Annotated in this window: 26 protein-coding genes and 1 tRNA gene; 9 read left to right on the top strand and 18 right to left on the bottom strand. The window is 71.4% G+C overall.

The window, feature by feature from the left end; genetic code table 11:
- Positions 1 to 9: 9 nt before the first annotated feature.
- Positions 10 to 654 carry a TetR/AcrR family transcriptional regulator gene (locus tag OG589_RS28830; RefSeq protein ID WP_405140921.1) on the top strand — a complete coding sequence of 215 codons (645 nt, stop codon included), beginning with the start codon at positions 10 to 12 and terminating at the stop codon, positions 652 to 654.
- Between the two features lie 9 nt (positions 655 to 663).
- On the opposite strand, the gene OG589_RS28825 is transcribed toward OG589_RS28830, so the two are convergent.
- Positions 664 to 1,527, bottom strand: coding sequence for a putative protein N(5)-glutamine methyltransferase (locus OG589_RS28825; RefSeq protein ID WP_405140920.1), 864 nt, complete (start codon positions 1,525 to 1,527; stop codon positions 664 to 666).
- A 239-nt stretch (positions 1,528 to 1,766) separates the two neighbouring features.
- Positions 1,767 to 2,357, bottom strand: a complete 591-nt coding sequence (locus OG589_RS28820) for a GNAT family N-acetyltransferase (protein WP_405140919.1) — start codon at positions 2,355 to 2,357, stop codon at positions 1,767 to 1,769.
- Positions 2,358 to 2,491: 134 nt separating this feature from the next.
- Here OG589_RS28820 and OG589_RS28815 point away from each other — a divergent pair, with 134 nt between their 5' ends.
- The 4 genes from OG589_RS28815 (at position 2,492) to OG589_RS28800 (ending at position 7,065) form a co-directional block, all read left to right on the top strand.
- The gene (locus OG589_RS28815; protein ID WP_405140918.1) at positions 2,492 to 3,478 is read left to right on the top strand and encodes a phosphotransferase family protein; all 987 of its coding nucleotides are present in this window, start codon (positions 2,492 to 2,494) and stop codon (positions 3,476 to 3,478) included.
- Positions 3,478 to 4,707: an acyl-CoA dehydrogenase family protein gene (locus tag OG589_RS28810; protein WP_405140917.1), complete on the top strand. Its 1,230-nt coding sequence runs from the start codon at positions 3,478 to 3,480 to the stop codon at positions 4,705 to 4,707. Before OG589_RS28815 ends, OG589_RS28810 begins: the two co-directional genes overlap by 1 nt.
- A gap of 21 nt (positions 4,708 to 4,728) precedes the next feature.
- The gene (locus OG589_RS28805; RefSeq protein ID WP_405152147.1) at positions 4,729 to 5,901 is read left to right on the top strand and encodes an acyl-CoA dehydrogenase family protein; all 1,173 of its coding nucleotides are present in this window, start codon (positions 4,729 to 4,731) and stop codon (positions 5,899 to 5,901) included.
- Positions 5,902 to 5,985: 84 nt separating this feature from the next.
- Positions 5,986 to 7,065 (top strand): acyl-CoA dehydrogenase family protein, encoded by a 1,080-nt coding sequence (locus tag OG589_RS28800; protein WP_405140916.1) that lies wholly within the window; start codon positions 5,986 to 5,988, stop codon positions 7,063 to 7,065.
- A 27-nt stretch (positions 7,066 to 7,092) separates the two neighbouring features.
- Here OG589_RS28800 and OG589_RS28795 read toward each other — a convergent pair whose 3' ends face one another.
- The gene (locus tag OG589_RS28795; RefSeq protein ID WP_405140915.1) at positions 7,093 to 7,722 is read right to left on the bottom strand and encodes a TetR/AcrR family transcriptional regulator; all 630 of its coding nucleotides are present in this window, start codon (positions 7,720 to 7,722) and stop codon (positions 7,093 to 7,095) included.
- A gap of 224 nt (positions 7,723 to 7,946) precedes the next feature.
- Between OG589_RS28795 and OG589_RS28790 the strand changes: the two genes are divergently transcribed.
- A complete protein-coding gene (locus tag OG589_RS28790) occupies positions 7,947 to 8,711 on the top strand; it encodes a nuclease-related domain-containing protein (protein WP_405140914.1) in 765 nt (254 codons plus the stop codon).
- A gap of 6 nt (positions 8,712 to 8,717) precedes the next feature.
- Here the strand turns inward: OG589_RS28790 and OG589_RS28785 are convergent, their stop codons facing one another.
- Both OG589_RS28785 and OG589_RS28780 read right to left on the bottom strand, forming a co-directional pair.
- Positions 8,718 to 10,097: a vWA domain-containing protein gene (locus OG589_RS28785; protein ID WP_405140913.1), complete on the bottom strand. Its 1,380-nt coding sequence runs from the start codon at positions 10,095 to 10,097 to the stop codon at positions 8,718 to 8,720.
- Between the two features lie 26 nt (positions 10,098 to 10,123).
- Positions 10,124 to 10,990 carry an AAA family ATPase gene (locus OG589_RS28780; protein ID WP_405140912.1) on the bottom strand — a complete coding sequence of 289 codons (867 nt, stop codon included), beginning with the start codon at positions 10,988 to 10,990 and terminating at the stop codon, positions 10,124 to 10,126.
- Between the two features lie 95 nt (positions 10,991 to 11,085).
- Between OG589_RS28780 and OG589_RS28775 the strand changes: the two genes are divergently transcribed.
- Positions 11,086 to 11,162, top strand: a tRNA-Lys gene (locus tag OG589_RS28775).
- A gap of 189 nt (positions 11,163 to 11,351) precedes the next feature.
- Here the strand turns inward: OG589_RS28775 and OG589_RS28770 are convergent.
- Positions 11,352 to 12,497, bottom strand: a complete 1,146-nt coding sequence (locus OG589_RS28770; protein ID WP_405140911.1) for an FAD-dependent monooxygenase — start codon at positions 12,495 to 12,497, stop codon at positions 11,352 to 11,354.
- A gap of 58 nt (positions 12,498 to 12,555) precedes the next feature.
- Between OG589_RS28770 and OG589_RS28765 the strand changes: the two genes are divergently transcribed.
- Positions 12,556 to 13,188: a TetR/AcrR family transcriptional regulator gene (locus OG589_RS28765; protein ID WP_405140910.1), complete on the top strand. Its 633-nt coding sequence runs from the start codon at positions 12,556 to 12,558 to the stop codon at positions 13,186 to 13,188.
- An 18-nt stretch (positions 13,189 to 13,206) separates the two neighbouring features.
- Here OG589_RS28765 and OG589_RS28760 read toward each other — a convergent pair whose 3' ends face one another.
- The 9 genes from OG589_RS28760 to OG589_RS28720 form a co-directional block, all read right to left on the bottom strand.
- On the bottom strand, positions 13,207 to 13,854 hold the full coding sequence (locus tag OG589_RS28760; RefSeq protein ID WP_405140909.1) for a DUF998 domain-containing protein: 648 nt from the start codon (positions 13,852 to 13,854) through the stop codon (positions 13,207 to 13,209).
- A gap of 73 nt (positions 13,855 to 13,927) precedes the next feature.
- Positions 13,928 to 14,851 (bottom strand): 1,4-dihydroxy-2-naphthoyl-CoA synthase, encoded by a 924-nt coding sequence (locus tag OG589_RS28755; protein ID WP_405140908.1) that lies wholly within the window; start codon positions 14,849 to 14,851, stop codon positions 13,928 to 13,930.
- Positions 14,852 to 14,925: 74 nt separating this feature from the next.
- Complete coding sequence (locus tag OG589_RS28750; RefSeq protein ID WP_405152146.1) at positions 14,926 to 15,957, bottom strand: ABC transporter ATP-binding protein; 1,032 nt, start codon at positions 15,955 to 15,957, stop codon at positions 14,926 to 14,928.
- Positions 15,954 to 16,802, bottom strand: a complete 849-nt coding sequence (locus OG589_RS28745; protein WP_405140907.1) for an ABC transporter permease — start codon at positions 16,800 to 16,802, stop codon at positions 15,954 to 15,956. The genes OG589_RS28750 and OG589_RS28745 overlap by 4 nt, the downstream gene beginning before the upstream one ends.
- A gap of 5 nt (positions 16,803 to 16,807) precedes the next feature.
- Positions 16,808 to 17,614 carry a molybdate ABC transporter substrate-binding protein gene (gene modA / locus OG589_RS28740; RefSeq protein WP_405140906.1) on the bottom strand — a complete coding sequence of 269 codons (807 nt, stop codon included), beginning with the start codon at positions 17,612 to 17,614 and terminating at the stop codon, positions 16,808 to 16,810.
- Positions 17,615 to 17,621: 7 nt separating this feature from the next.
- The gene (locus OG589_RS28735; RefSeq protein ID WP_405140905.1) at positions 17,622 to 18,032 is read right to left on the bottom strand and encodes a TOBE domain-containing protein; all 411 of its coding nucleotides are present in this window, start codon (positions 18,030 to 18,032) and stop codon (positions 17,622 to 17,624) included.
- A gap of 220 nt (positions 18,033 to 18,252) precedes the next feature.
- Entirely contained in the window at positions 18,253 to 19,314 is a 1,062-nt protein-coding gene (locus OG589_RS28730; protein WP_405140904.1) for a class I SAM-dependent methyltransferase, read from the bottom strand.
- A 186-nt stretch (positions 19,315 to 19,500) separates the two neighbouring features.
- Entirely contained in the window at positions 19,501 to 20,043 is a 543-nt protein-coding gene (locus OG589_RS28725) for an XdhC family protein (RefSeq protein WP_405140903.1), read from the bottom strand.
- 32 nt (positions 20,044 to 20,075) lie between these two features.
- Positions 20,076 to 20,459: a nuclear transport factor 2 family protein gene (locus OG589_RS28720; RefSeq protein ID WP_405140902.1), complete on the bottom strand. Its 384-nt coding sequence runs from the start codon at positions 20,457 to 20,459 to the stop codon at positions 20,076 to 20,078.
- 129 nt (positions 20,460 to 20,588) lie between these two features.
- Here OG589_RS28720 and OG589_RS28715 point away from each other — a divergent pair, with 129 nt between their 5' ends.
- Positions 20,589 to 21,188, top strand: a complete 600-nt coding sequence (locus tag OG589_RS28715) for a TetR family transcriptional regulator (RefSeq protein WP_405140901.1) — start codon at positions 20,589 to 20,591, stop codon at positions 21,186 to 21,188.
- Between the two features lie 117 nt (positions 21,189 to 21,305).
- On the opposite strand, the gene OG589_RS28710 is transcribed toward OG589_RS28715, so the two are convergent.
- The 3 genes from OG589_RS28710 to OG589_RS28700 all read right to left on the bottom strand — a co-directional run bounded on the left by OG589_RS28710 (position 21,306) and on the right by OG589_RS28700 (position 24,453).
- Positions 21,306 to 21,857 (bottom strand): hypothetical protein, encoded by a 552-nt coding sequence (locus OG589_RS28710; protein WP_405140900.1) that lies wholly within the window; start codon positions 21,855 to 21,857, stop codon positions 21,306 to 21,308.
- Positions 21,854 to 23,500: a PHP domain-containing protein gene (locus OG589_RS28705; RefSeq protein ID WP_405140899.1), complete on the bottom strand. Its 1,647-nt coding sequence runs from the start codon at positions 23,498 to 23,500 to the stop codon at positions 21,854 to 21,856. Before OG589_RS28705 ends, OG589_RS28710 begins: the two co-directional genes overlap by 4 nt.
- 389 nt (positions 23,501 to 23,889) lie before the next feature.
- The gene (locus tag OG589_RS28700; RefSeq protein WP_405140898.1) at positions 23,890 to 24,453 is read right to left on the bottom strand and encodes a TetR/AcrR family transcriptional regulator; all 564 of its coding nucleotides are present in this window, start codon (positions 24,451 to 24,453) and stop codon (positions 23,890 to 23,892) included.
- Positions 24,454 to 24,465 lie beyond the last annotated feature (12 nt).

Below are 24,465 nucleotides of genomic sequence, written 5' to 3'. Positions count from 1 at the left end.
TCTGGGCCCATGCGCAGGGAGGAGCTCGTCGCGGAGACCGCGATAACGTTGCTGGTGGAGAGGGGTATGCGTGGCCTCACCCACCGCGCGGTCGACGAGGCGGCCGGGCTGCCCCAGGGCTCCACGTCCAACCTCGCGCGCACCCGGGCGGCCCTCCTCGCGCTCACGCTGGCCCGCCTCACGGCGCTCGAAGAGGGCTACTTCACCGCCGTCCCGTCCACCGCCGTCCCGTCCGCCGGAGACCCGTCCGCCGGAGGCCCGGACACGGGCGGCTCCGAGGCGCACGGCGGCGCGTACGGCGCGTACGGCGCGTACGGCCCGGACGCGCTCGCCGGCCTGATGGCCAGGCTGCTGTTCACGCAGCTCACGGACGGACGGCGCACCACGATCGCCCGCTACGAGCTGGCCCTGGAGGCGACCCGCCGCCCCGAGCTCCGGAAGGTCTACGACGAGGCCGGCCGCCGCTTCCGGGAGGTGGCGACCGCCGTGCTGGCCGCCGCCGGCTCGGCCGATCCGGTGCGGCACGGCAGGCAGCTCGTCGCCTTCGGGGAAGGGGTGCTCTTCGACGCGGTGGCCGGTGCCGGTGCCGTCCCGGGCCTGGAAGAGCTCCGGGACGGCATGCGCGAGCTCCTCCGCGGCATGCTCCAGACCTGACGGCCCGGTTCAGCGCTCTTCGCGGGGCCTGGTGCCGATGACGACGGTCGCGTCCAGCTCCTCGAATCCGGCCACCCGGGGGATGAGACCGCTGCGGGCGATGGCGGCGAGGGTCTCGTCCGCCTGCCGCTCGCTCGTCTCGACCAGCAGGTGGCCGCCCGGTGCCAGCCAGAGCGGCGCGGCGGCGACCACCCGCCGCACGACGTCGAGCCCGTCGGCGCCCCCGTCGAGCGCCACCCGGGGCTCGTGGACGCGGGCCTCCTGGGGCAACAGCCCTATCGCCTCCGTCGGCACGTACGGCGCGCTGGCGAGCAGGACGTCGACGTGGTTCCGCAGCCCGGCGGGAAGCGGCTCGTACAGGTCGCCCTCGTAGACGTGGCCCCCGGCGGCGGCGAGGTTGCGGCGGGCGCACCGCACAGCGGCGGGGTCGATGTCGACGGCGTGCAACTCCACCTCGTCCAGGGCCGCGGCCAGCGCGGCGCCGATCGCCCCCGAGCCGCAGCACAGGTCGACGACCACGGCGCGGGGCGGGGCGAGGGCCTTGCCCCCGAGGGCGCCCGCCGGGCGGGCGGCGGGGGACCCGGACCGCACGGCCTCGCCCGCGAGGACGGCGGCCTGGCGGATGAGGAACTCCGTGCGGCGCCGCGGGACGAAGACCCCGGGATCCACGGCTATGCGCAGCCCGCAGATCTCCGCCCAGCCGAGGACGTGTTCGAGGGGGAGACCACCGGCTCGCCGCTCGACCATGGCGGAGAGGTCGGCGGGAGTGCGTGCCGTGGAGACCAGCAGCCGCGCCTCGTCCTCGGCGAAGACGCATCCGGCGGCGCGAAGGGTGGTGACGATGAGGGATTCGGACAGTGGTGAAACCGACATTGGAGCCTTTCGGGACGCCCATGGGCGCTCCCTCGGTTCACCTATGCCTGATGGACCGCGCGGTCGTGAGATGGGAGCACCCGACCTGGTACAGCGGTAATGGGGCTCACCTCCTCAGTACGTCTCCTGCCGGAGACCGTGACGCCGGCCGACGCCGGTAGACCGATCATCGACCACTAATTCGGATGATATACCGAAGACCACGCTGATTGCCGAAATCCTGCCGGCGAAGTACGTGGTCAGCGGTCGAGCAGCCGCTCCAGCCGCCGCCTGCGCGGCGGCCACTCGTCGTCGAGGATCCCGAAGTAGACGGTGTCGCGCCACGTGCCGTCCGGGCGCTGCCGGTGCCTGCGCAACGTGCCCTCGTACACCCCGCCGATGCGCCTGATCGCGTCCTGCGAGCGGGTGTTGAGGCAGTCGGTCTTGAGCAACACGCGGTTGTGGCCGAGCTCGTCGAACGCGTGGCCCAGCATGAGCAGCTTGCACTCGGTGTTCACGGCGGTCCTCCACACGGCCCTGCCGTACCACGTCCAGCCGATCTCGACGCTCTGGTCGAACCCGGGGACGTCGTGGAAGGTGGTCCACCCGACCGCACGTCCCGTCTCGCGCAGGATGACCGCGAGCGGCACCATTATCGGGCCGCCCATCACCGTGACGGCGACCTCCCGCAGGCGCTCCTCGGTGCGCGGGGTCGGCACCGGCATCCAGCGCCACACCTCGTCGTCGTTCCCCCCGGCCGCGAACAGGTCGGGGACATGATGGAGGCCGAGCGGCTCCAGCCGTACGGTGCGGCCTTCGAGGACAACGGGATCCGGCATCTTCGCGGTCATGGCGCACAGTCTCGCGGTCACGGCGGCCCGGGCGACAGGGCCACTCGCCGCGGTTCGATGGCGACCACTCCTGTGGTCGACACGCATACCGTCCGGTCGGTACGCTCCAGGTACTGGGACGACTGGGGAGCGCGATGCCCGCACATATCGAGACCGGCCCGCCGGGTCTTGACCTCGACCGCCTGAGAGACCGCCTCGCGAGGCACGGCCTCGCCGAGGGGCCGCTGGCGGCCGAGGTGATCCACGGAGGCAAGTCGAACCTGACCTATCTCGTACGCGACGGCGGGCGCCGGTTCGTCGTGCGCAGGCCGCCGCTCGGGCACGTGCTCGCCACGGCGCACGACATGGGCCGGGAGTACCGCGTCATGACGGCGCTGCGCGACACCGGCGTGCCCGTGCCCCGCACCTACCACCTCTGCGAGGACCCCGACGTCGTCGGGGCGCCCTTCTACGTCATGGAGTACGTCGAGGGAGGCCAGCCCCCGGCGACGCCCGCCATCGAGGCAGACCTGGTCGACGTCCTCGCCAGGCTCCACGACGTGGACCCCGCCGCCGTCGGGCTCGCGGACTTCGGCCGGCCGGAGGGCTTCCTGGAGCGCCAGGTCAAGCGCTGGAAGCGGCAGCTCGACGCCTCGCGCAGCCGGGACCTTCCGGACATCGACCACCTGTTCGCCCGCCTGGCGGGAGCGGTGCCGAAGACACAGCGCCACGCGATCGTGCACGGCGACTTCAAGCTGGGGAACACGCTGATCGCCGGCGGGCAGGTGCGCGCCGTGCTCGACTGGGAGATGTCCACGCTCGGCGACCCCCTCACCGACCTCGCGCTCTTCCTGCTCTACGGCGACTTCGCCGCCCTGGACATCGCCGAGCCCGGGGAGGCGGGCGAGCACATGCCGAGCGCCGGGCTGGCCGGGCGGTACGCGCGCGGCACCGGCCTCGACATCTCGCGCCTTGGCTGGTACGTCGCCCTGGCCTGCTTCAAGCTCGCGGTGATCTCCGAGGGCATCCACTTCCGCTACACCCAGGGTCTGACCGTCGGAGACGGCTTCGACGAGATCGGTGAGCACGTCGCGCCGCTCGTGACCCACGGCCTGCAAGCACTGGAGTCACTGGAGGACTGATGGACTTCGCGTTCGACACCACGACCGAGGAGCTGCGTAAGCGGCTGACCGAATTCATGGACGAGTGTGTGTACCCGGCGGAGGAGGCCTTCGAGCAGCAGGCGGCCGAGAGCGGCTGGAGCTCCCCGCCGATGATGGAGGACCTCAAGGACGAGGCCCGCCGGCGTGGCCTGTGGAACCTCTTTCTTGTGAACCAGCACAGCCTGCCGGGCGGGCACGGCGCCGGCCTGACGAACCTGCAGTACGCCCCGCTGGCCGAGATCATGGGCCGCAGCCCGCGCATCGCGCCGACGGCCACCAACTGCGCCGCCCCGGACACCGGGAACATGGAGGTCCTTTCCATGTTCGGCGACGAGTGGCAGCGCAAGGCCTGGCTGGAACCGCTGCTGAACGGCGAGATCCGGTCGGCGTTCGCGATGACCGAGCCGGACGCCGCCTCCTCCGACGCGACCAACATCGCCACCTCCATCGTGCGCGACGGTGGCGAGTACGTCATCAACGGGCGCAAGTGGTTCGCCTCCGGCGCGATGAACCCGCGCTGCGCGATCTTCATCGTGATGGGCAAGACCTCCCAGGAGGGCTCCTCCCACCGGCAGCAGAGCATGGTGCTCGTGCCGCGTGACACCCCGGGGCTGACCGTCAAGCGCGGCATGCACGTCTTCGGCTACAGCGACGCCGACCACGGCGGCCACGCCGAGCTGCTCTTCGAGGACGTCCGCGTGCCGGTGGAGAACCTCATCGGCGAGGAGGGCGGCGGGTTCGGCATCGCCCAGGCCCGGCTCGGCCCCGGCCGCATCCACCACTGCATGCGGCTCATCGGCATGGCCGAGCGGGCGATCGAGCTGATGTGCGCGCGCGCACTGTCGCGTACGACGTTCGGCAAGCCGGTGGCCCAGCAGGGCGTCGTGCAGGACTGGATCGCGGAGTCGCGGGTCAAGGTCGAGCAGCTCAGGTTGCTGGTGCTCAAGACCGCCTGGCTGATGGACACCGTCGGCAACCGGGGCGCGCACACCGAGATCCAGGCCATCAAGATCGCCACGCCCAGGGCCGTGGAGTGGATCCTCGACAAGGCGATCCAGGTCCACGGGGCCGGGGGCGTCAGCCAGGACTTCCCGCTGGCGGGCCTGTGGGCGGGAGCCCGTTCGCTGCGGCTCGCCGACGGGCCGGACGAGGTGCACAAGCGGTCGCTCGCGTACCGCGAGCTCAAGAAGCACATGCCGACCGACTGACTGGAAGGATATTTCGTGACAGTGGATGAGGCGGGGCTCAAGGAGCGGGCCCGCGCGTTCCTCGCGGACCACGACCCGGCGGCGATGGAACCGCTGGACTTCCTGCGGGCGCGGTTCGACGCCGGGCTGGCATGGGTGCACTTCCCCGAGGGCCTCGGCGGGCTGGGCGCGCCGCGCGGGCTGCAGGGCGTCGTGGAGCAGGAGCTCGCCGACACGCCGCAGACCGACCTCGGCAAGCTGACCATCGGCCTCGGCATGGCGGCTCCCACGATCCTCATCTTCGGCACCGAGGAGCAGAAGAGGCGGTTCCTCCGGCCGCTGTGGACGGGGGAGGAGGTCTGGTGCCAGCTCTTCAGCGAGCCGGGCGCGGGGTCTGACCTCGCCACCCTCGCCACCAGGGCGGTGCAGGACGGGGACGAGTGGGTCGTCGACGGGCAGAAGGTGTGGACCTCCGGGGCCCACCACTCCCGCTGGGCCATCCTCGTCGCCCGGACCGACCCGGACGTGCCCAAGCACCGCGGCCTCACGTACTTCGTCTGCGACATGCACGCGCCGGGCGTCGAGGTGCGGCCGCTGCGCCAGATCACGGGCGAGGCCGAGTTCAACGAGGTGTTCCTCACCGGCGTGCGGCTGCCCGACTCGCTCCGGCTGGGCGAGGTGGGCGACGGCTGGCGGGTGGCGCAGACCACGCTCATGAACGAGCGGGTCGCCATCGGCGGCTCGCCGGCGCGGCGCGGTGGGGGCGTGATCGGCCTGGTCGCCGAGACGTGGCGGCAGCGCCCCGAGCTCCGCACCCACGACCTGCACCAGCGGCTCCTCCAGCTCTGGGTCGAGACCGAGGTCACCCGCCTCGCCGCGGTACGGCTGCGCGAGCAGCTCGCCGCCGGGGCGCCGGGGCCCGAGGGGTCGGGGATGAAGCTGGCCTTCGCCCGCCTGAACCAGGCGCTGTCGGCACTCGATGTGGAGATGCGCCGCGAGGAGGGGCTCGCGTACGACGACTGGACCTTCCGCAGGTCGGAGTCCGTCGACTTCTTCGGCCGGGGGCCGGGCTACCGCTACCTGCGGGCCAAGGGCAACTCGATCGAGGGCGGGACCTCCGAGATCCTGCGCAACATCATCGCCGAGCGCGTGCTCGGCCTGCCCTCCGAACCCCGCGTCGACAAGAACGTCCCCTGGAAGGACCTCCCCCGATGACCTGGAGCGAACCCGACGCAGTGAGCGGAGTGGAGCGCGAGGGACGAGTGCTCCGCGCAGCGAATGAGGAGTGGTGAGCGACCAATGACGCTGCTGTACTCGGAGGTCGAGGAGGAGCTGCGGGCGGCGGTCCGCGACCTGCTGGCCGACAGGTACCCTCCGGCCACGGTCCTCGCCAGGATCGAGAGCGCCTCGACGTACGACGCCGACCTGTGGAAGACGCTGGCCCGCGACATCGGGGCGGCCGGGCTGCTGATCCCCGAGGACCTCGGCGGCGCGGGCGCGTCGGCGCGGGAGGCGGCGGTCGTGCTGGAGGAGCTCGGCCGCGCCGTCACGCCCGTACCCTTCCTGACCAGCGCGGTCATCGCGACGCAGGCCCTGCTGGAGTCGGGCGCGGACGCCGCGCGCGACCTGCTCACGGCGCTCGCCGGCGGCGAGACCACGGCGGCGCTCGCGGTGTCCTTCGCCGCCTCGCCGTACTCCGCCACGTCCCAGGTGACGGCCGAGGGCGGGACGCTCACCGGGCGCGTCGCCGCCGTCGCGGGCGCGGACGTCGCGGACGTGCTGATCGTCCCGGCCTCCGGGGCGCTTTACGCCATCGACGCCGCCGACGCGACCGTCGAGCCGATCGTGTCCCTCGACCTCACCCGGCCGGTCTCGACGGTGACCCTCACCGGCGCGCCGGCCAGGCGGATCTCCGCCGACCTCGCGCCGCTGCGCGCCGCGCTGGACGCGGGTGCCGGGCTCCTCGCGTCCGAGCAGCTCGGGGTGGCGGAGTGGTGCCTCACCACGACGGTCGCCTACGTCAAGGAACGCCACCAGTTCGCCCGCCCCGTCGGCTCGTTCCAGGCGCTGAAGCACCGGCTCGCCGACCTGTGGATGGAGATCGTCCAGGCGAGGGCCGCCGCGCGGAACGCCGCCGACGCGCTCGCGTCGGGTACGGACGCCGCCACCGCCGTGGCGGTCGCGCAGGCGTGGTGCGGGCAGGTCGCCGTGCACGCGGCGGAGGAGTGCCTGCAGTTGCACGGTGGCATCGGGATGACCTGGGAGCATCCCGTGCATCTCTACCTCAAGCGCGCCAAGGCCGACGAGATCGCGCTCGGCACGCCGGGCGACCACCGGAACGCGCTCGCGCGCCTGGCCGACCTCCCCGGCCCGGCCTGACGGCGGTCCGGGTCGCGGGCCTTGTCGTCAGGGCCGTAGCGAGGCGAGGAGCAGGTCGGCGAAGTGCTCTCCGACGGCCGTCCCCGACAGGCGGCCGTCGGTGTGGTACCACGTGCCCAGGTGGTGGACGGAGCCGAAGAAGAAGTCGACCACGAGGTCGGCCGGCACGTCGTCGCGGAACACCTTGGAGCGCTGGCCCTCGACCAGCAGGTCACGGAAACGCTCGTGGTAGCGGCGGCGCTCCGCCCGTACGGCCTTCTGGGTCTCGGGGGTGAGCTGGTGCATCGAGCGGAAGAAGATCTTGGAGTCGTCGAGGTTCTCCACCGTGGTGGCGATGACGTCGACGGCGGCGGCGTGCACGCGGTCGGCGACCGGGCCGGGGGCGCCGGCGAACCTGTCGAGCCGCTCGATCTGCATGCGCAGCACGCGGGCGTAGATCTCGCGGAGCAGGTCGTCCTTGGAGTCGAAGTAGTGGTACATCGCGCCCTTGGTGACCCCCGCCGCGGCGACGATCTCCTGCACCGACGTGCTCTCGAAGCCCTTGTCCGCGAACAGGCGCGTCGCCTCGGCCATCAGCCTCTGCCGCACCGGCTCGTCCTTGGCCGCGGACGCCTTCGCGGGCCGGTCGTCGCTCGTGGTGACCCTGCTGCGCGCCATCACGCACGCCTCCCCTGAATGTCGATGCCCACAGCATACCGACTGGTCGGTTAACGGGCTGTGACATTCGTGTTCCCGCGTGCTCTCCTGCGGCCTTCGACCAAGGTTCGCCACGCCCGCTCTGTGTCGCGGGTGGGTTAGTTCCGTAACCTTAGGAAAGCTGGAGCCCCTAGTTGGGTATTCCACAAGCTAATCGACTGAGCCCGAAATCGTGGGGGTTTCCGGTGCCCAATGGGTCCATCTACGTGCCGCAGGACGACAAGTTCAAGTGGGGCTCGCCCTCGGTGATGTACGAGCTCCGCTGGCGCGAGACCAGGTCCGAGCGTCGTCGCAGGCGCCACATCATGGCAGGGGTGGGCTTCGTCCTCATCACCGCCCTCGCGTTCTACCGGTCCTTTCCCCTGCCGTTCCTGATCGGGCTTCTCGGAGGCGGCGCCATCTGGACGGTGGACGCGTTCGTCTCCTGGCGCATGTTCGAGGCCACGGCCGTCTGGCGCGGCAAGCGGAGCGGCGCGACCCGCACCGGGAGGTTGTTACGGCGAGGGCTCGGCAAGCACGGCTACCGCGTGCTCGACGGCCGGGCCGTACCCGGCAAGGCCTCCATCGACCACCTGGTCATCGGCCCCGGCGGGGTGTGGATCGTCGACAACGAGGCCTGGCCGCCGGACACCTACATCGCGGCGTACGGCGGCAAGCTGTTCTTCGGCGAGCGGTCGGGCACGTCGGTCGCGAAGGGCCTCGTGGACGCCGCGACCGCCATGAGCGAGCTGCTGTCGCGCGAGTCCGGCATCCCGGTGGAGATCGCGCCGCTGCTGGTCGTGCACGGCGGGCACGTGAAGACCGCCGTGGTGAGCGCCGAGGGGCTGACGCTGTTCCTGCCCCGCAAGGCGGCCAAGTGGATCCTGGGCGACGCGCACGCCGAGCTGACCGAGGACCAGGTGGAGGTGCTCGCCCGTACGGCCGCGCGCATCCTGCGGCGGATGAACTGACGGCCGCTAGGCCAGCTCCTCGATGAAGGCGGCGAGCTGGGCGACGTTGCGGCACTCGTGCATCGCGACCACGCCTCCGTACGAGGTCGCGATCGAGTCTCCGGTGTCCCACTGCGCGCGGGGCTCGGGGTTGAGCCAGTACGCGTGCCTGGCCTCGCCGGCGAGGCGTCCCAACGTCGCGAGCGCGGGCGGCTGGTAGTTCGAGCGGGCGTCCCCGAGGATCAGCAGGGACGTCTTCGGGCCGATCGCTTCGCCGTACTTCTCGGCGAACCTCTCGAACGAGTGCCCGTAGTCGCTGCGGCCGAAGCGGGTGATGTCGGCCTCCTCCGTCATCCGGGTGATCGCGTCGACGACATCGGTGCCCGGCGCGAAGAACCGGGTGATCTCGTCCACCGTGTCCACGAAGGCGAACGCGCGCACCTTGGCGAACTGCTCGCGCAGCGCGTACGTCAGCAGCAGGGTGAAGTGCGAGAACGCGGACACCGAGTCGCTGGCGTCGCACAGCACCACCAACTCGGGCTTGTGCGGGCGGCGCGGCCTCATGTGGGTCACCATGGGGACGCCGCCCGTGCTCAGCGAGGCCCGTACCGTACGCCTGAAGTCCAGCCGGCCCCGATGGCCCAGCCGCTGCCTGATCGTCAGCCGGGTGGCGAGGCGCCGCGCCAGCGGGTGCACCTCGCGGCGCAGGGTCGCCAGGTCGGCCTTGGTGATCCGCAGGAAGTCGACCTGGTCGACGGGCGGCTTCACGACCGACCTCGCGATCTTCTCCACGCCGGAGTCCTCGGCGATCCTCCTGCGCACGTCCGAGGCCACGGCGGTCTCGAACCCGGCGATGTTGTCGGTCAGCCGGCGGCGGGCGACCTTCTCCGCCAGACCCCCGCGTTCCTGGCCGAGCAGCACCTCGTTGAGCATCCTGGCCATCAGCGTGCCGGGGGAGAGGGCGCGCAGCACGGAGTAGGAGAACCAGTTCTGGCGGCCGGCGCCGGCGGGCTGGCGGCCGAACCGCTCGACCATCGCCCGTACGAACTCGCCGAAGGCGGGATCGCCCGTGGGGCCCGCGTCGTCGAGCAGCAGTTCGGCAAGCCGGTCCCGAAGTTCTGAGATCTCCGCGTGCTGGAGGTCCGGCTCGTCCGGGCCCGTCGTGCGTGGAACGCTCAGTGCGCTGGTCACGGGCGGGAACCACAGGTCGAAGAGCGTGTCGAAGCCGGGCCTGTGCGCGGGACGCTTGACGAGCGTGGCGGCGTACGCCTCGCGGAGCGTCTCGCGCTCGGTCAGGTCGATCACTTCGAGCGCGCGGGCGGCGTCCAGCCCCTCGGCCAGTGACACCGGCAGCCCGGCGCGGCGCAGCGCGTCCACGAACCCCACATGCCTGTCGAGCAGCGACATCGCCCGCCTCCTCCCGCTGGTCGTCGTCACCGGGCCGGCAGGCCGAGCTCCTTGACCGCCCGGGCCTGATCGGACGCGTGCTTCAGCACCACGCCCAGCGTGCCGGCGGTGGTGGCCTCGTCCAGGTCGGTACGCCCGAGCGCGAGGAGCGTGTGGGCCCAGTCGATGGTCTCGGCGATCGAGGGGGACTTCTTCAGCTCCAGCGCGCGCAGCGTGGCGACCGTACGGGCGAGTTGCTCGGCCAGGGCGGCCTCGATGCCCGGCACCCGCGCGAGCACGATGTCGCGCTCGCGCTCGGGTGAGGGGTAGTCCAGGTGGAGATACAGGCAGCGCCGCTTCAGCGCCTCGGACAGCTCGCGCGTCGCGTTCGAGGTCAGCACGACGTACGGCCTGCGCGTCGCGGCGATCGTGCCCAGCTCGGGGATCGTCACCTGGTAGTCGGAAAGGATCTCCAGCAGCAGGCCCTCGACCTCGACGTCCGCCTTGTCGGTCTCGTCGATCAGCAGCACCGTGGGCGTCGTCCGCCTGATCGCCCTCAGCAACGGGCGCTCCAGCAGGAACTCCTCGCTGAAGATGTCGTCGTGGGTCTCCTCCCACGCCTGCTCGCCTGCGGCCTGGATGCGCAGGAGCTGCTTCTTGTAGTTCCACTCGTAGAGCGCGCGGGCCTCGTCGAGCCCCTCGTAACACTGGAGCCTGATCAGCTCGGCGCCGGTCGCCTCGGCGACGGCCTTGGCGAGCTGGGTCTTGCCCACCCCGGCGGGCCCCTCGGCCAGCAGCGGCTTGCCGAGCGCGGCGGCCAGGAAGACCGACGTGGCGATGCCGTCGTCGGTGAGGTAGTCCACGGCGGCGAGCCGTTCCCCGGCGTCGGCGGGCGAGGTGAACCACGACGTCATCGGCGCTCCCGTGTTAACCCGAATGTTGTTCTAGCCTAGCGTGCTCGATCGGTGCGAAGTGGTCCACAGGGTGCGCTAATCTTGTCCTGCTTGCTGCGCCGCTAGCTCAGTTGGTTAGAGCAGCTGACTCTTAATCAGCGGGTCCGGGGTTCGAGTCCCTGGCGGCGCACCACGGCTCCGGCCGATGACCTGGGCATCCTCCACTTGACGGGGGGTGCCCACAGTCATTTCCAGGCCTGCGCGGGGTCGTTGTGGGGTCCGGCGGCGTATCGTCACGCGACGATGGACAGTCCCGCGCGAGATCGTGCGGGAAGCCGGTCAGTTGGTGACATGGCTGAGAAGAACCTATGTGGTCACCGCACTAGGCGTGCCAGAGGGCGGCAAGCTGCCGGGTGGCCACCCGGGACGGTATGGCGCGCAGCAACGCGTCGCGCAGCCACGCGGTGACGCCGGTCTGGGAGGTCAGCCGCGATTGCCGGGACGCCGCCTGCATCATGCGGTTGGCACTGGGCCTGCGCTCGGCGTCGTAGCGCAGGAGCCGCTGGGCGACGTCTCCCGGCTCCGCGCCGGTCAGATGGCGGGTTAAAGCGGCGGCGTCTTCGAAGGCCTGGCTGGCGCCCTGGCCGAGGTCGGGTGGCATGGCGTGCGCGGCGTCGCCGAGGAGGGCGATCCTGCCGGCCACGTACGAGGGCAGGGGTTCGGCCAGGCGGGTGATCGGGTCGACGTAGATGTCGGCGGGCGGGGTGGCCTCGATCAGTGCCGTGACGAGGGGGTGCCAATCGGCCATCAGGGACAGCATCTGTCGGCGTGCATCGTCCGCGCCGGGCGGCGTGCTGTGCAGGACGGAGTCGGTGAACCAGTAAAGGCGGTTCTCGCCGACGGGGAACAGGCCGAACATCGCCCCACTGCGGCGGTCGACCAACTGGCTGGCGAGCAGGTCTGTTACCAGGCCGGGGGGACGGGGCAGCATGCCTCGCAGGTCCATCCGGCCGGTCCGCCGCAGCCCGGGGTGGCCGGGGATGAGCTGTCCGCGCAGCTTGCTGCCGATGCCGTCGGCCGCGATCACGGCGTCCGCTCTCGCGACGGGGTTGCCATCGCTGATCACGGTTACCCCGGTGGGGTCGGGCTCCAGGCGCTCGACCGGGGTCGCGGTTCGCACCAGGTCGGCGGGCAGCGGGGCGCGTAGCGCCCGGTGCAGTTCCGCCCGATCGAGGATGGCGGGCGTGCCGACCTCCCGCTGCGCTTGGACCGCGTCGGTGACCAGCAGCGGCCGTCCGCGCCAGTCCCGCAATCCAGCACTGGTGGCATGCATGACGTGCCCGCGAACGTCTTCAGCCAGCCCAAGCACATCCAGCGCCCGGATCCCGTTGGGCATGACCACGATCCCGGTGCCCGCCTCCCGAAGCTCGGTGCCCCGTTCGAAGAGTGTCACCTCATGACCCAGGCGATGCAGCCCCACCGCGGCCGCCACTCCACCGAGGCCGGCACCGACCACCACGATCCTCATGAGACTCCCCAATCGTTAACTACGATCGTACTAGTACGGTTATTGGTAGCATGGCCGCATGCCGCCCACCAATCCGGCCCGTCGCCGAGCGCTGACCGATGCCGCCATCGAGCTGCTGGCGTCGTCGGGAGTGCATGGACTGACCCACCGCGCGGTGGAGAAGAAAGCCGGACTTCCGCCGGGAACGGCCTCGAACTACTTCCGCAGCCGGGAAGCGCTGCTGGTGGCCGCCGCGGAGCGCATCGCCGAGCTGCATCACGCCGACACCGACCGGGCCACCGAGCAGCCCGCGAGGATGGTCGACCTGCTGACGGAATCGCTGCTCACAGCGGCGACCACACTGCGCAACCGCTATCTGGCAATCTTCGAACTTCAACTGGAGGCCGCGCACCGGCCGGTGCTCGCCTCGGCGCTCGCGGGCCTGCAGGACACGTCGTTGCAGATCACCGCCGGGCACCACGACAAACTCGGCCTCGCCATCCCACGCGAGAAGATCCCCGCCCTGATCGCGCTCTACGGGGGTGCGCTGTTCACCCTGGTCACCGCGCCTCCAGGGAGCGTCAGCAGGGACGTTGTCCAGAACCTGGTTCAGGTCATCGTGTACGGCTGCGCCGTACACGAGGAAAATCCTGAAACGGCCCGGAACTCCTACAGCGGGTCCAGCCGAGGTACGACCAGAAGCGGCAATTGATCAGGTTGCGGGAGGACATCAGCCCCGATCACCGCACGGGCGTAGGCATAGCGCGCTTCCGAGGACGAACGTCCAGAGGGTGAACGGATCGAGCGCGAGTCGTTCCAGGGCCCCGAACCAGTCGGCGGACAGCTGGAGCGCAAAGAGCACGGTGCCGACGACGCCGATCGCTCCGATGGTGATGGAGAACGCGCCGAGCCCGGGTCGTTGGTGGCGGAGGGCAAGTCCGAGGAGCAGCGGCGCGATCACACCGGGGACCTGAAGCAGAGCCCCGACACTGTGCAGTCGCGGCGCGATGTCGGATGGCGCGATGCCGACCAGGACTCCGCCGGCGCCAGCAAGGATCACACCGAGCAGTGCCGTCGTCGTCAGCCGTCTACGCGGCCACGCCCGCCAGGTCAGGATGGCCCCGGCCGCAGTCATGACCCCGACCACCAGGAACCCTGTGTTCATCAGCAGATGCCGTGGCGAGCAGGCGAACACTTCGCGACCGGGGAAGGGGTTCGACATGCCGCAGGTCGTGATGCCGAGATCGCTGATGGTGTTGACCATGAGCGAGTAGGGCTGAGGCCACGCCAGGGCCACGACAAGCTGCACCGGGAAGTAGAGGATGGTCGCCGTCCACGCCACGGCGCCAAGCCGGATTCGGGTTCGGGTAGCCGGCATGTCGATCAGGTCCTATCGGGGCTCTTGAGTCGATGGTCAGAGCTCGCGCCACTCGCCGGCGTGCGGGTTGTCGCTAGTAGTAGTAGGGGAACGGCTCCCAGTTCGGCGGGCGCTTCTCCAGGAAGGCGTCCCGGCCCTCGACGGCCTCGTCGGTCATGTAGGCCAGGCGGGTGGCCTCGCCGGCGAACACCTGCTGGCCCACCAGGCCATCGTCGACCAGGTTGAACGCGAACTTGAGCATCCGCTGGGCCTGCGGCGACTTGCCGATGATCTTCCAGCCCCATTCCAGGGCGGTGGCCTCCAGCTCCGCGTGCGGCACGACCCGGTTGACGGCGCCCATCGAGTGCATCTCGGCCGCGGTGTACTCCTCACCGAGGAAGAAGATCTCCCGGGCGAACTTCTGGCCGGTCATGCGGGCCAGGTACGCCGAGCCGTAGCCGGCGTCGAACGAGCCCACGTCGGCGTCGGTCTGCTTGAACCGGGCGTGCTCCGCCGACGCCAGCGTCAGGTCGCACACCACGTGCAGGGAGTGCCCGCCGCCCGCGGCCCAGCCGGGTACGACGGCGATCACGACCTTGGGCATCGTGCGGATCAGCCGCTGCACCTCCAGGATGTGCAGCCGGCCCGCCCGCGCGGGGTCGATGGTGTCGGAGGTCTCACCCTCCGCGTACTGATAGCCCGAGCGCCCCCGGATGCGCTGGTCGCCGCCGGAGCAGAAGGCCCAGCCGCCGTCCTTGGCCGAGGGCCCGTTGCCGGTGAGCAGGACGCATCCCACATCGGAGCTCATCCGCGCGTGGTCGAGCGCCCGGTACAGCTCGTCCACCGTGTGCGGCCGGAAGGCGTTGCGTACTTCCGGCCGGTCGAACGCGACGCGCACGACGCGCTTGCCCGAGCGGGTCTCCGCCGAGCGGTGGTAGGTGATATCGGTGAAGTCGAACCCCTCGACGTTGCTCCACGCGAGCGGGTCGAACAGCTCTGAAACGTTGACGTCAGACACGATGGAACAATAGCCATCTTCCATGAGGGGTGTCTCTCGCGGATGCCTGGTCGCCGGATTAGGGCCTGGCCGGATCACGCGGGGTAGGCGTGGGTCTCCGTGGCCTTGACGGCGGCCCAGATCTGCTGCCCCGGAGTCAGGTCGAGGTCGGCGACGGCGGCGGGGGTGATGTCGGCGGAGGCGGTGATCGGCCCGTCCAGGTGGACGCGGACGTTGTCGCCGTGCCGTTCGATGCCCTGGATGCGGGCCTGCCACAGGTTGCGCGGCGAGCCGTCGGGGCGGGTCCGGTACAGGGCCACCGCGGCGGGTGAGAACGCGACGAACGCCGGGCCGGACACCGGCTCGGCCACGCTGAACAGCACCTCGTCCACCTTGACCTGCCGGTCGGTGGCGACGCCGCGATGCAGGTTGAGGCCGACCAGGCGGGCGACGTAGTCGGTGCGCGGGCGGCGCGCGACCTCGGCGGGCGTGCCCGCCTGCACGACCGCGCCGTCCTCGATGACGATCAGTCGGTCGGCGAGCACCATGGCCTCCAGCGGGTCGTGGGTGACCAGCACGGTCGCGCCGCCGAAGTCGGTCAGGTGACGGCGCAGCTGGGCGCGGATGTCGAGCCGGGTGCGGGCGTCCAGGGCGGCCAGCGGTTCGTCCAGGAGCAGCAGGCGGGGCTCGACGGCCAGGGCGCGGGCCAGTGCCACGCGCTGGGCCTGTCCGCCGGACAGCTGCCGGGGCCTGGTGCGCGCGTGCTCGGCGAGGCCCACGCGCTCCAGCCACTCGGCAGCCCGGCGGCGCGCGCCGGACCTGGACGCGCCGTGGCACCGGAGGCCGAAGGCCACGTTGTCCAGGGCGGACAGGTGCGGGAACAGCAGGTAGTCCTGGAAGACCATGCCGATCGGGCGGCGCTCGGCCGCGAGGGTGTGCAGGGGGGCGTCCTCCAGCGTGATGTGCCCGTCCGACAGCCCGACGAGCCCGGCCAGGGCGCGCAGGGCGGTGGTCTTGCCGGCGCCGTTCGGCCCGAGCAGGGCGACGACCTGCCCGGCGGCCACGGTGAAGTCGATGTCCAGGCGGAAGGAGGGACGGGCGACCACCAGGTGGGCGTGCAGGGTCATGGGCTGGTCACCCACCTGTCGCGCAGGCTGGCCAGGATGATCACCGACACGGCGAGCAGCAGGAGGCTGAGGACGATCGCGGCCTCCGGCTCGGTCTCCAGGGCCAGGTAGACGGCCAGCGGCATCGTCTGGGTGCGGCCGGGGAAGTTGCCCGCGAAGGTGATGGTGGCGCCGAACTCGCCGAGCGCCCGGGCCCAGCACAGCACGGCTCCCGCCACGACGCCCGGGGCGACCAGCGGCAGGGTGACGCGGCGGAAGGTGACCCAGCGCGACGCCCCGAGGGTGGCCGCGGCCTCCTCCAGGCGCAGGTCGGCGGCCCGTAGCGCGCCCTCGACGCTGATGACCAGGAACGGCATCGCGACGAACGCCTCGGCGAGCACGACCCCGGCGGTGGTGAAGGGCAGGCTGATGCCGAACCAGGCCTCCAGCCACTGGCCCAGGAGGCCGCGCCGCCCGAGCACCAGCAGCAGCGCGACGCCCCCGACCACCGGCGGCAGCACCAGGGGGACGGTGATCAACGCCCGTACCAGGCGCCGGGCGGGGAAGGTGACGCGCGCCAGCAGCCAGGCCAGCGGCACGCCGAGGAGCAGGCAGATCAGGGTGGCGACGGTCGCGGTGACCAGTGACAGGCGCAGCGCCTCCAGCACCTGCGGCTCGGCCAGCCGCTCGGCGAGCGTGGACCACGGCGCGCGGATGAGCAGCCCGGCCAGGGGGAGCACCAGGAAGGCCATGCCGAGCGCTGCGGGCGCGACCAGCGCCCAGGGGACGCGGCCCGCCACGACGCCCGCCGGGCCGGGGCCGCGCCGCGCGCCGCCCCGGCCCGTCGGTGACGTGGACGGTGTCATGCCGGTCAGGGAGCCTCGAAGCCGGCCTTGGTCAGCACGTCCTTGCCCTGGGAGGACAGGACCAGGTCGACGAACTGCTTGGCCAGGTCAGGAGCGGGGGCCTTGGACAGGGCGGCGATCGGGTAGTCGTTGATCGCCTTGTCGGCCTCGGGGAAGGCGATGCCGGTGACCTTGCCCGCGGCCGCCAGCACGTCGGTCTTGTAGACCAGCGCGGCGTCGACCTCGCCGAGCTCGACCTTGGTGAGGGTGGCCTTGACGTCCTGCTCGTAGGTGACGGGGGTGACCTTCAGCCCCGCCGCGTCCAGGGCCTTGACCGCCGCGGCGCCGCAGGGCACCTGCTCGGCGCACAGGGCGACCTTGACCTTGGAGTCGGACAGGTCCTTGAGCTCGTCCACCTTGGCCGGGTTGTCGGGCGGGACGGCGATCTGGAGCTTGTTGCGCACGAACGTCGTCGGAGCGGAGGACAGCGACGCGTCGGTGACGGTCTTCATCGTGGCCGGGCTCGCGGCGGCGAACACGTCGGCGGGGGCGCCCTGCGTGATCTGCTGGGCGAGGGTGGCGCTGGACCCGAAGTTGAAGTTCACCGACGTCCCCGGGTGGGCGGCCTCGAACGTCTTGCCCAGCTCGGTGAAGGTCTCGGTCAGCGAGGCGGCGGCGAACACCGTCAACGCCGTGGCCCCGCCGGAGGAGGCGGTGGTGGATGCGGTCGAGGGGGTGGCCGGGTCGCTGGAGCCGCAACCGGCGAGGCCGGCGGCGAGCGCGAGGGCGAGGGGGACCGCGGCGGCCCACCGGGATACACGCCTGAACAACAAGGGCTCCTTACTGACTCGCTGTGCGAGTGTGGTCGGGGATCTCCACGACGACGTTGGTGGACTTGATCACGGCGACCGCCACCACCCCCACCGCAAGGCCCAGCTCGTCCACGGCCTGGCGGCTCATCAGCGAGACGACGCGGTACGGCCCGGCGGCGATCTCGACCTGCGCCATCACCGCGTCCTTGATCACCTCGGTCACGATCCCGCGGAAGCGGTTGCGCGCCGAGGACTGACCCGCGCCGTTCACGACCTCGATCTGGGAGCGCGCGAACGCGGCCAGGTCGGTGCCGTCCACCATGCGGTGGCCGTGCTCGTCCCGCTGAGCTGTGAGCCGCCCGGCGTCGACCCACCGCCGGACGGTGTCGGGGCTGACCCCGAGCAGAGCGGCCGCCTCGCTGATCCGAAACGTCGTCACAATCAATCACCATACCTTCGCATATTCCGGCATCAACCCCGGTCTGGCTTCGCAATCGCGCCGTGATCTACCGGCATCGCATCGCTTTTGAGAGATCGGGACGCGGCCATGACCGCCCGTACGTGCCATCGGCGCGAGGCACGTCGAAGCGGCCATGGTGCTGGCCATGATTGTGTCGCTCAAAGGGCGCCGGTACCGTCACACGGACCGATGGCCGTCGTCACCGGCGGGTGGCGATGGCGAGGAAGCGGTGCGCCGGGTCGTCGTAGCAGGTCAGCTTCCACCCGGTCTCGTCCAGCGACCGGCGCAGAGGCGTCTCCGCGAGGGGCTCGCCGGGGCTCAGCGTACGGCCGTGACGGGCGGCGAGGGCGGCGCGCCCGGAGGGGTGGAAGAGCATGAGCAGCCCGCCGGGGCGGGTGACGCGGGCCAGCTCGTGAAGGCCCGCGCCGGTGTCGGGCAGGTGCATGATGAGCCCGGCCGCGAACACCGCGTCGACGGACGCGCCGGCCAGCGGCAGGCGGCGCGCGTCGCCGATGACGAGGCGGGCGTGCTCGGCACGGCCGTGGGCGCGGGCCTGGCCGAGCATCTCGGGGGACAGGTCAAGGGCGATGACGCGGCCATCGGGGCCGACGGCGTCGCGCAGCGCGGGCAGGGCGCGGCCGGTGCCGCAGCCGACGTCCACGACGACGCCGTCCCGGGGCAGCCGTGACTCCTTGATCGCCGCGGCGTAGGCGGGCATGTCGTCGCCGAACTTGGTGTCCCAGGTGGCGGCGCGGGGGCCGAAGAAGGCCCGGCTCTCGGGGATGTACCACCGGTCGTGATCGGCCAGGTGGGGCCGCACGTGGCGGATCACCGGCCAGGCCGCGTCGTGCACGTCGACGATGATGTCCGCGTCGGCCTCGGCGTTCTCCTTGGCTCGGTCGCCGGTGTCCCGGGTGCGCAGCCAGATCTGGACGTCCCAGCGATCCTGGGGAGGGTGGGTCCGCCAGCGCTCGCCGTCCGCGATCGCCACCGTGCCCGAGGCGCGGTCCGCGTACCATTCGTCCTCGTCCGCGGGCGGGTTGGCGTCCGACAGGCGGGTGCAGGGGCGGCCGGCGGCGCGGAGGGTGGCGGCGAGGCGGTCGGCGACGATCGCGCTCTGGCGGGCGGCCCCGTCGACCACCACGCACGCGGGTCCGGGCGGGAGCATCTCGGCGACGCCGCCCAGGACTTCCTCCCACCGGCGGACCTGGGCCTCGGTCATCGCCTGCCACGCCGGTACCGGGGTCGCGTCTTCAGCCATGCGTCAATCATGCAGATGCCGGGGACAGGTGGCTAGAAGCCCCGGAGAAACGAGCCCAGAACCCTCTTTCCCCCAGAGCCCGCGAGGTCGGCGCGCCCGCAGGTCTCCGGCGTCGTGCCCATCGGCCTCGGCGTGCGGCCGGCACTCGGCTCCCGATGAGGTACGGCCCCTGGCGGCGGGCCGCCGTCAGAAGGTGAAGCCGCCGGGGCGGCCGTTGCGGTCGGCGAGGAGGCCGGCCAGGGTCGCGATCGCGATCTCTGGGGGCGTGCGGGAGCCGATGTTGAGCCCGACCGGCCGGTGCACCCTCGCGATGTCCTCGTCCGGTACGCCGAGCCCGGCCAGCGCCGCGACGTGCGGCCCCGGGTGGCGCGGGTTGCCGAGCACCCCGATCCACCGGCACTCGCGGGCGAGCAGGTCGCTCAGCACGGTGCCGCGCTCGGGACGGTGGTGGTCGGTCACCACCACGTCGGCGGTGCGGTCCAGATCGCCGGGCGGGCCGGTGACGACCTCGAAGCCGGACGTTCCCACGGCCGCGGCGCGGCCGGCGTCGGGCTCCAGGAGGATCCCGCGGAACCCGAGATCCGCGGCGTAGCGCAGCAGGTGGCCGGCTACGGGGGAGGCGAACACGGCGACCAGGGTGCGGTCGGTGGCCGGGGCCGCCGCTTCACCGTGCGCGACGGCGCAGGCCGGGTCCGCCTCGGGTGAATGGGTGTCCTGCGAATGGGCCATGCGGACAGTCTTCCACCGGATCCCGGGAAGGGTCAGGCGAGGTGGGCGAGCATCGCCGGGGTGTCGATGTAGATCTCCATGCGCACGATCTTGCCCCCGCTGAACTCCCACACGTGGATCTCGGGGAGGTCGAAGGGGACGGCGGCGGCGGTCAGCCCGGCGGTCCGGCCGATCTCCACCACGTGGTCGCCCGCGTCGATGAGCCGCTCGACCGTCAGCTGCGGGTCGATGTTGCGCAGCAGTTCGGTGAAGAAGGCGACCGCCCCCTCGTGGCCCTTGAAGTGCCCGCCCCACGGCAGCAGCTCCGACTGGTGGATCTCCACCTGGGGGTCGAACAACTCCCCGATCACGCCGAAGTCGCGCGTCTGAAAGGCGTCATAGACGCGTTTGATAATGTCGACGTTGCTGTTGCTCACGGCTTTCCTCCGTCTGGCACGGTGAAGTGATGATGTCGCGGTGGCCCGGAGGCCCCCGGTACGAGCAGTCTTCTGATCCAGGCCAGAGCAGACAAGAAAAGGCCGGATTGTTGAGAGGAATCAGCCCCCATGTTCGGAAAAATCGGGCGACCGGCTGAGGATCGGGTCAGGCGGCAGCAGGAGATCTTCCTCGCGGTCGCGCCACTCATCAGCGTGCACGGCGCGCGCGAGATCACCATGGCCCGCGCCGCCCGGGCCGCGAGCATGTCGGTGGGCGGCCTCTACCACTACTTCCCGAACAAACGGGAGCTCCTGCTCTTCGGGCTTTCACCGGCCAACCTCGAACGCGTGTGCGCGGACTTCCGCGCCCGCCACGGGCACCTGGCCACGGCCGATCCGAGGGCCTTCCTCGCCGCGAGCCTGGACACCCTCACCTCCGCCGCCGGCGCCTTCGTCACGCCCTCGGTGCTCGCCGCCGCGCACCTCGGCGTCGACACCTTCCGCGCCCACCTCGACGAGGCCCTGGCCACCGAGATCGTCGGCCTGGTCGGCACCATCCAGCTCGCCTACCCGGGGCTCGGCGACCGTTCCGCGGGGGTGCTCGACCGCGCGCTGCGCCGCCAGTGCGTCAGCGCCCTGCTCGACCCCGAGATCACCCCCGCCGAGCTGCGCCTCCAGCTCGAAGGCACCGTCGCCGCCTTCACCAGCATGACCTCGGCACCGCGCTGACCCTCGCGCCCGCCGCCGAGCAACCCGCGCCACTGGGTGACCAACGAGTGGGAGCACGACGGCGACCACGTGCTGTCCCGCCTCATGGACCTCGCGGGAGGCCGTGTCTGAGATGGGTCAGCCGTGGTCCACGCAGCACGGCGTGGGGTTCGGCACCTCGGCGGGCATGAGGCGGCCCCCCGCGGCCGGCATGGTGAGCAGGACGACGCGCCCGTCGCGCCACTGCGGCCGTACGTGGTCGTTGGTCACGACGAGCGTGTCCGGCGACGGATCCTCGGCCTGAGCCAGCACGACGACCTGCTCGATCGAGGAGCCGGCCAGCACCTCGGCGACGGTGAGCGTGCCGTTCAGCTCGGCGTGGCCGGGGAACAGGACCAGGCGGCCGCCGGCTCCGGCGGCGTGCTCGGCCGCCGCGAGCGCGGCGCCCTCCGCGAGGTCGTCCGGTCCGGTACGGCTGTCGCCCAGCGCGGCGCCCACGTTCTCGGGGAGTCCCGAGGGAGGCGCCTGGAGGACGAGCGAGCAGGCGACGTGCGGTGCGCCCGACTCGGGTCGTACGAAGTGCGTGCAGCCCACGGTGCCGGCCGGAAGGCCGAGCACCTTCACCATGTCATGGAGAAGGTGCTCGGCCTCTGTGACCGTCCGCGAGCCCGCGTCCAGTCCGATGATCATCCGCGGGGCACGATCCAGATGGGGTTGCTGTAGAACCACAGGTCCTTCCAGGGGTCGGCGTCGCCGAAGACGTCGATCTGGGGGCCGTTCGGGTCGACCGACGCGCCGAGCAGCCCGGCGGCGCTGCGGTTGCCGTCGGTGCCGCGCAGGCGTACGTAGACCGGGCGGTCCACGGCGCCGACCTGGTAGGTCAGCTGCACCGTGCCGGAGTTCTTGCCGACCTCGAACGACTTGACGACCTTGGTGGCCGGGGTCGTGAAGACGTCCTTGTTGGCGGCCGGTCCCGTGACGTCGCCCTGGATGACGTCCACGCGGGCCAGCGTCGGGATGAACTGCGCCCAGTTCGGCTGGTTGGCCAGCGTGATCTCGATGGAGAGCTCGACCTTCGAGCCCTTGCGCACGTGCAGGGTGTCACCGAGGGACACTCCGCGCTGTCCGGTGCCCGCCTGCCGGGCACGCACGACCAGGGCGCTGATCAGGCCGCCGTGGTCCACCCAGACGCGACCCTCGCGGATGCCGTCCATGACGTCCGTGTACGAGAAGCCCTTGGCGCCGACGTGGGTCCGGCTGTAGTAGCCCGGCCAGAAGTCGCCGTTCCCCAGGTTGAACGGGCCCTTGTAGACGGGGTCGTTGTACTTGCCGTTGGCGTTGAAGTCGCTGCCGGGCCCACGGTCACTGGTGTCGCCGTAGACCGTGTGCGAGTCGGAGTTGGCGGTGATCCACCAGCTCTTGCCCTCGGCGAGCAGGCTGTCCCACAGGCCGCCGACGGTCGCGGTCATCCAGTCGAAGCCGCCGAAGGTCTTGTAGCTCTCGGGCGGGTAGGAGGCCCAGGAGTCGGCGCTGGGGCTGCTGTCGTAGAAGCCGCGGCCGGAGCCCGGCCCGTTCGGCTTGGCGATGCCCGCGGCCTGGTGGCCCGGCGCGCCTTCCATGCCCACGGCGATCCCCGGTGCGGCGTCCCGCCAGGCCCGGATCTCGTGCGGGGTGTCGAGGCCCTTGCGGGAGGGGTGGTTGGCGAGGAACAGCGCGGCCTCGACACGGCGCTTCTTCACGGCGTCGGCCAGGAAGTTGAGCCCCGCGATGGCGAGGGCCTCGTTCTGCGGGGAGCTGCCGCTCGCGTTCTTGACCGAGCCGTCGAAGGAGTTCTCGAACTCCTTGAGGGTGGCGAGCTCGTTGCGGCCGGGGGCCACGAAGACCGTGCCGTGCTCGGCGGCCGGGATGTTCCACTCCAGCCCCTGGAAGACCAGGGTGTCCTTGACGATCTTGCGAGCGGCGACGATGTCGGGGTTGACCTTGTCGACGCCGATCTTGGCGTGGGCGACGCTGCCGTGGTCGGTGATGACCATCCAGTCGAGGCCGTACGCGTTGGCGTGCTTGACGTGGTCGCTCACCTTGTACATGCCGTCGGAGCTGTACTGGGTGTGGATGTGGTGGTCACCGGCGAGCCACAGGTAGCCGTCGCGCGGCTCGGTGTTGTGCCGCACGCGCTGCGGGGTCGCGGCGGCGGCCTCGCCCGCGGTGCCGAGGACGCCCGCGGCGGTCAGGCCGGCGCCCAGCAGGCCCGCACGGCGGAACATCGTGCGGCGCGAGAGCTGGCCGGGGGAGAGCTCGGCGTCGGGGACCGACATGTCCACGACCGGCGACATCTCGCCCTGGTCATGGGCGTGCTCGGCGCCGTGAGAGTGGTCGTGCGGGTGAGCATGAGAGTGATCGTGAGGGTGATCGTGCCCGTGGCCCATGTCTTGCCTTTCCATCCCGCCGGAGAGATCTTGGCTCCGGCTACGTAGGGCACACTGGCAAGAGCGGCTTAACCGCATGTGAACAGGCCACAGCGGCAGAGGGTCGAATGGCTTGCGATCCATCGGTGCAGGTGGGGCGGGTGTGACTCACCGCGCCGCGGAGTGCGCGGCCGGTGCCCCTACGCGGTCCCCGCGCCGCGTGCTGTACGCGGTCTACGCGCCATGCGCTCTACGCGCCGCGTGCTCTACGCGGTCTCCGCGCCATGTGCTTTACGCGGCCTCGGCCGCCGCGTGCTCTACGGCGTCTCCGCCACCGCGTGGAAGAGCAGATCGGTGAGCCGCTCCTGGTACGCCGCGTCGTCCACCGGCCCGCCGCCCGCCAGGCGCAGGAGGATGGCGCCGACGAGCAGCTCGAAGAGCACCTCGGCGTCGGCCTCGGGCCTGGCCCCGCCCATGGAGAGGGTCTCGGCCAGGTGGTCGCGTCCCGGCCACACCAGCTCGACGGAGAACCCCCTCCTGTCCCGCAGGTCCGCCATCAGGCCGACATATGCGGCGGCCACCTCGGGACGTCCGAACCTGGCCAGCAGTGCGCTCACCCAGGTCCCAAGGTCGGCGCGGAGGTCGCCGGTGGGGGGCGGAAAGCCGCCGGACCCGGCGCGCTCGAACAGCACGTGAAGCACGATGTCGGCCTTGGACCGCCAGCGGCGGTAGATGGCGGGCCTGCTCACCCCGGCCCTGCGGGCGATCGCCTCGACGGTCATCTGCTGGTAGCCGATCTCGCGCAACAATTCCGGCACCGCCCGCGATACCTGGATGTTCACCTTGGGGTCACGCGGTCTTCCCTTGACATTGCTGTCCATATACATTCCAAA

Origin of the sequence: Sphaerisporangium sp. NBC_01403, assembly GCF_045040145.1 — a bacterium.
Taxonomy (GTDB): domain Bacteria; phylum Actinomycetota; class Actinomycetes; order Streptosporangiales; family Streptosporangiaceae; genus Sphaerisporangium; species Sphaerisporangium viridialbum.
The sequence above is the reverse complement of the archived record's forward strand: the minus strand, read 5'-3'. Positions and strand labels throughout refer to the sequence as shown.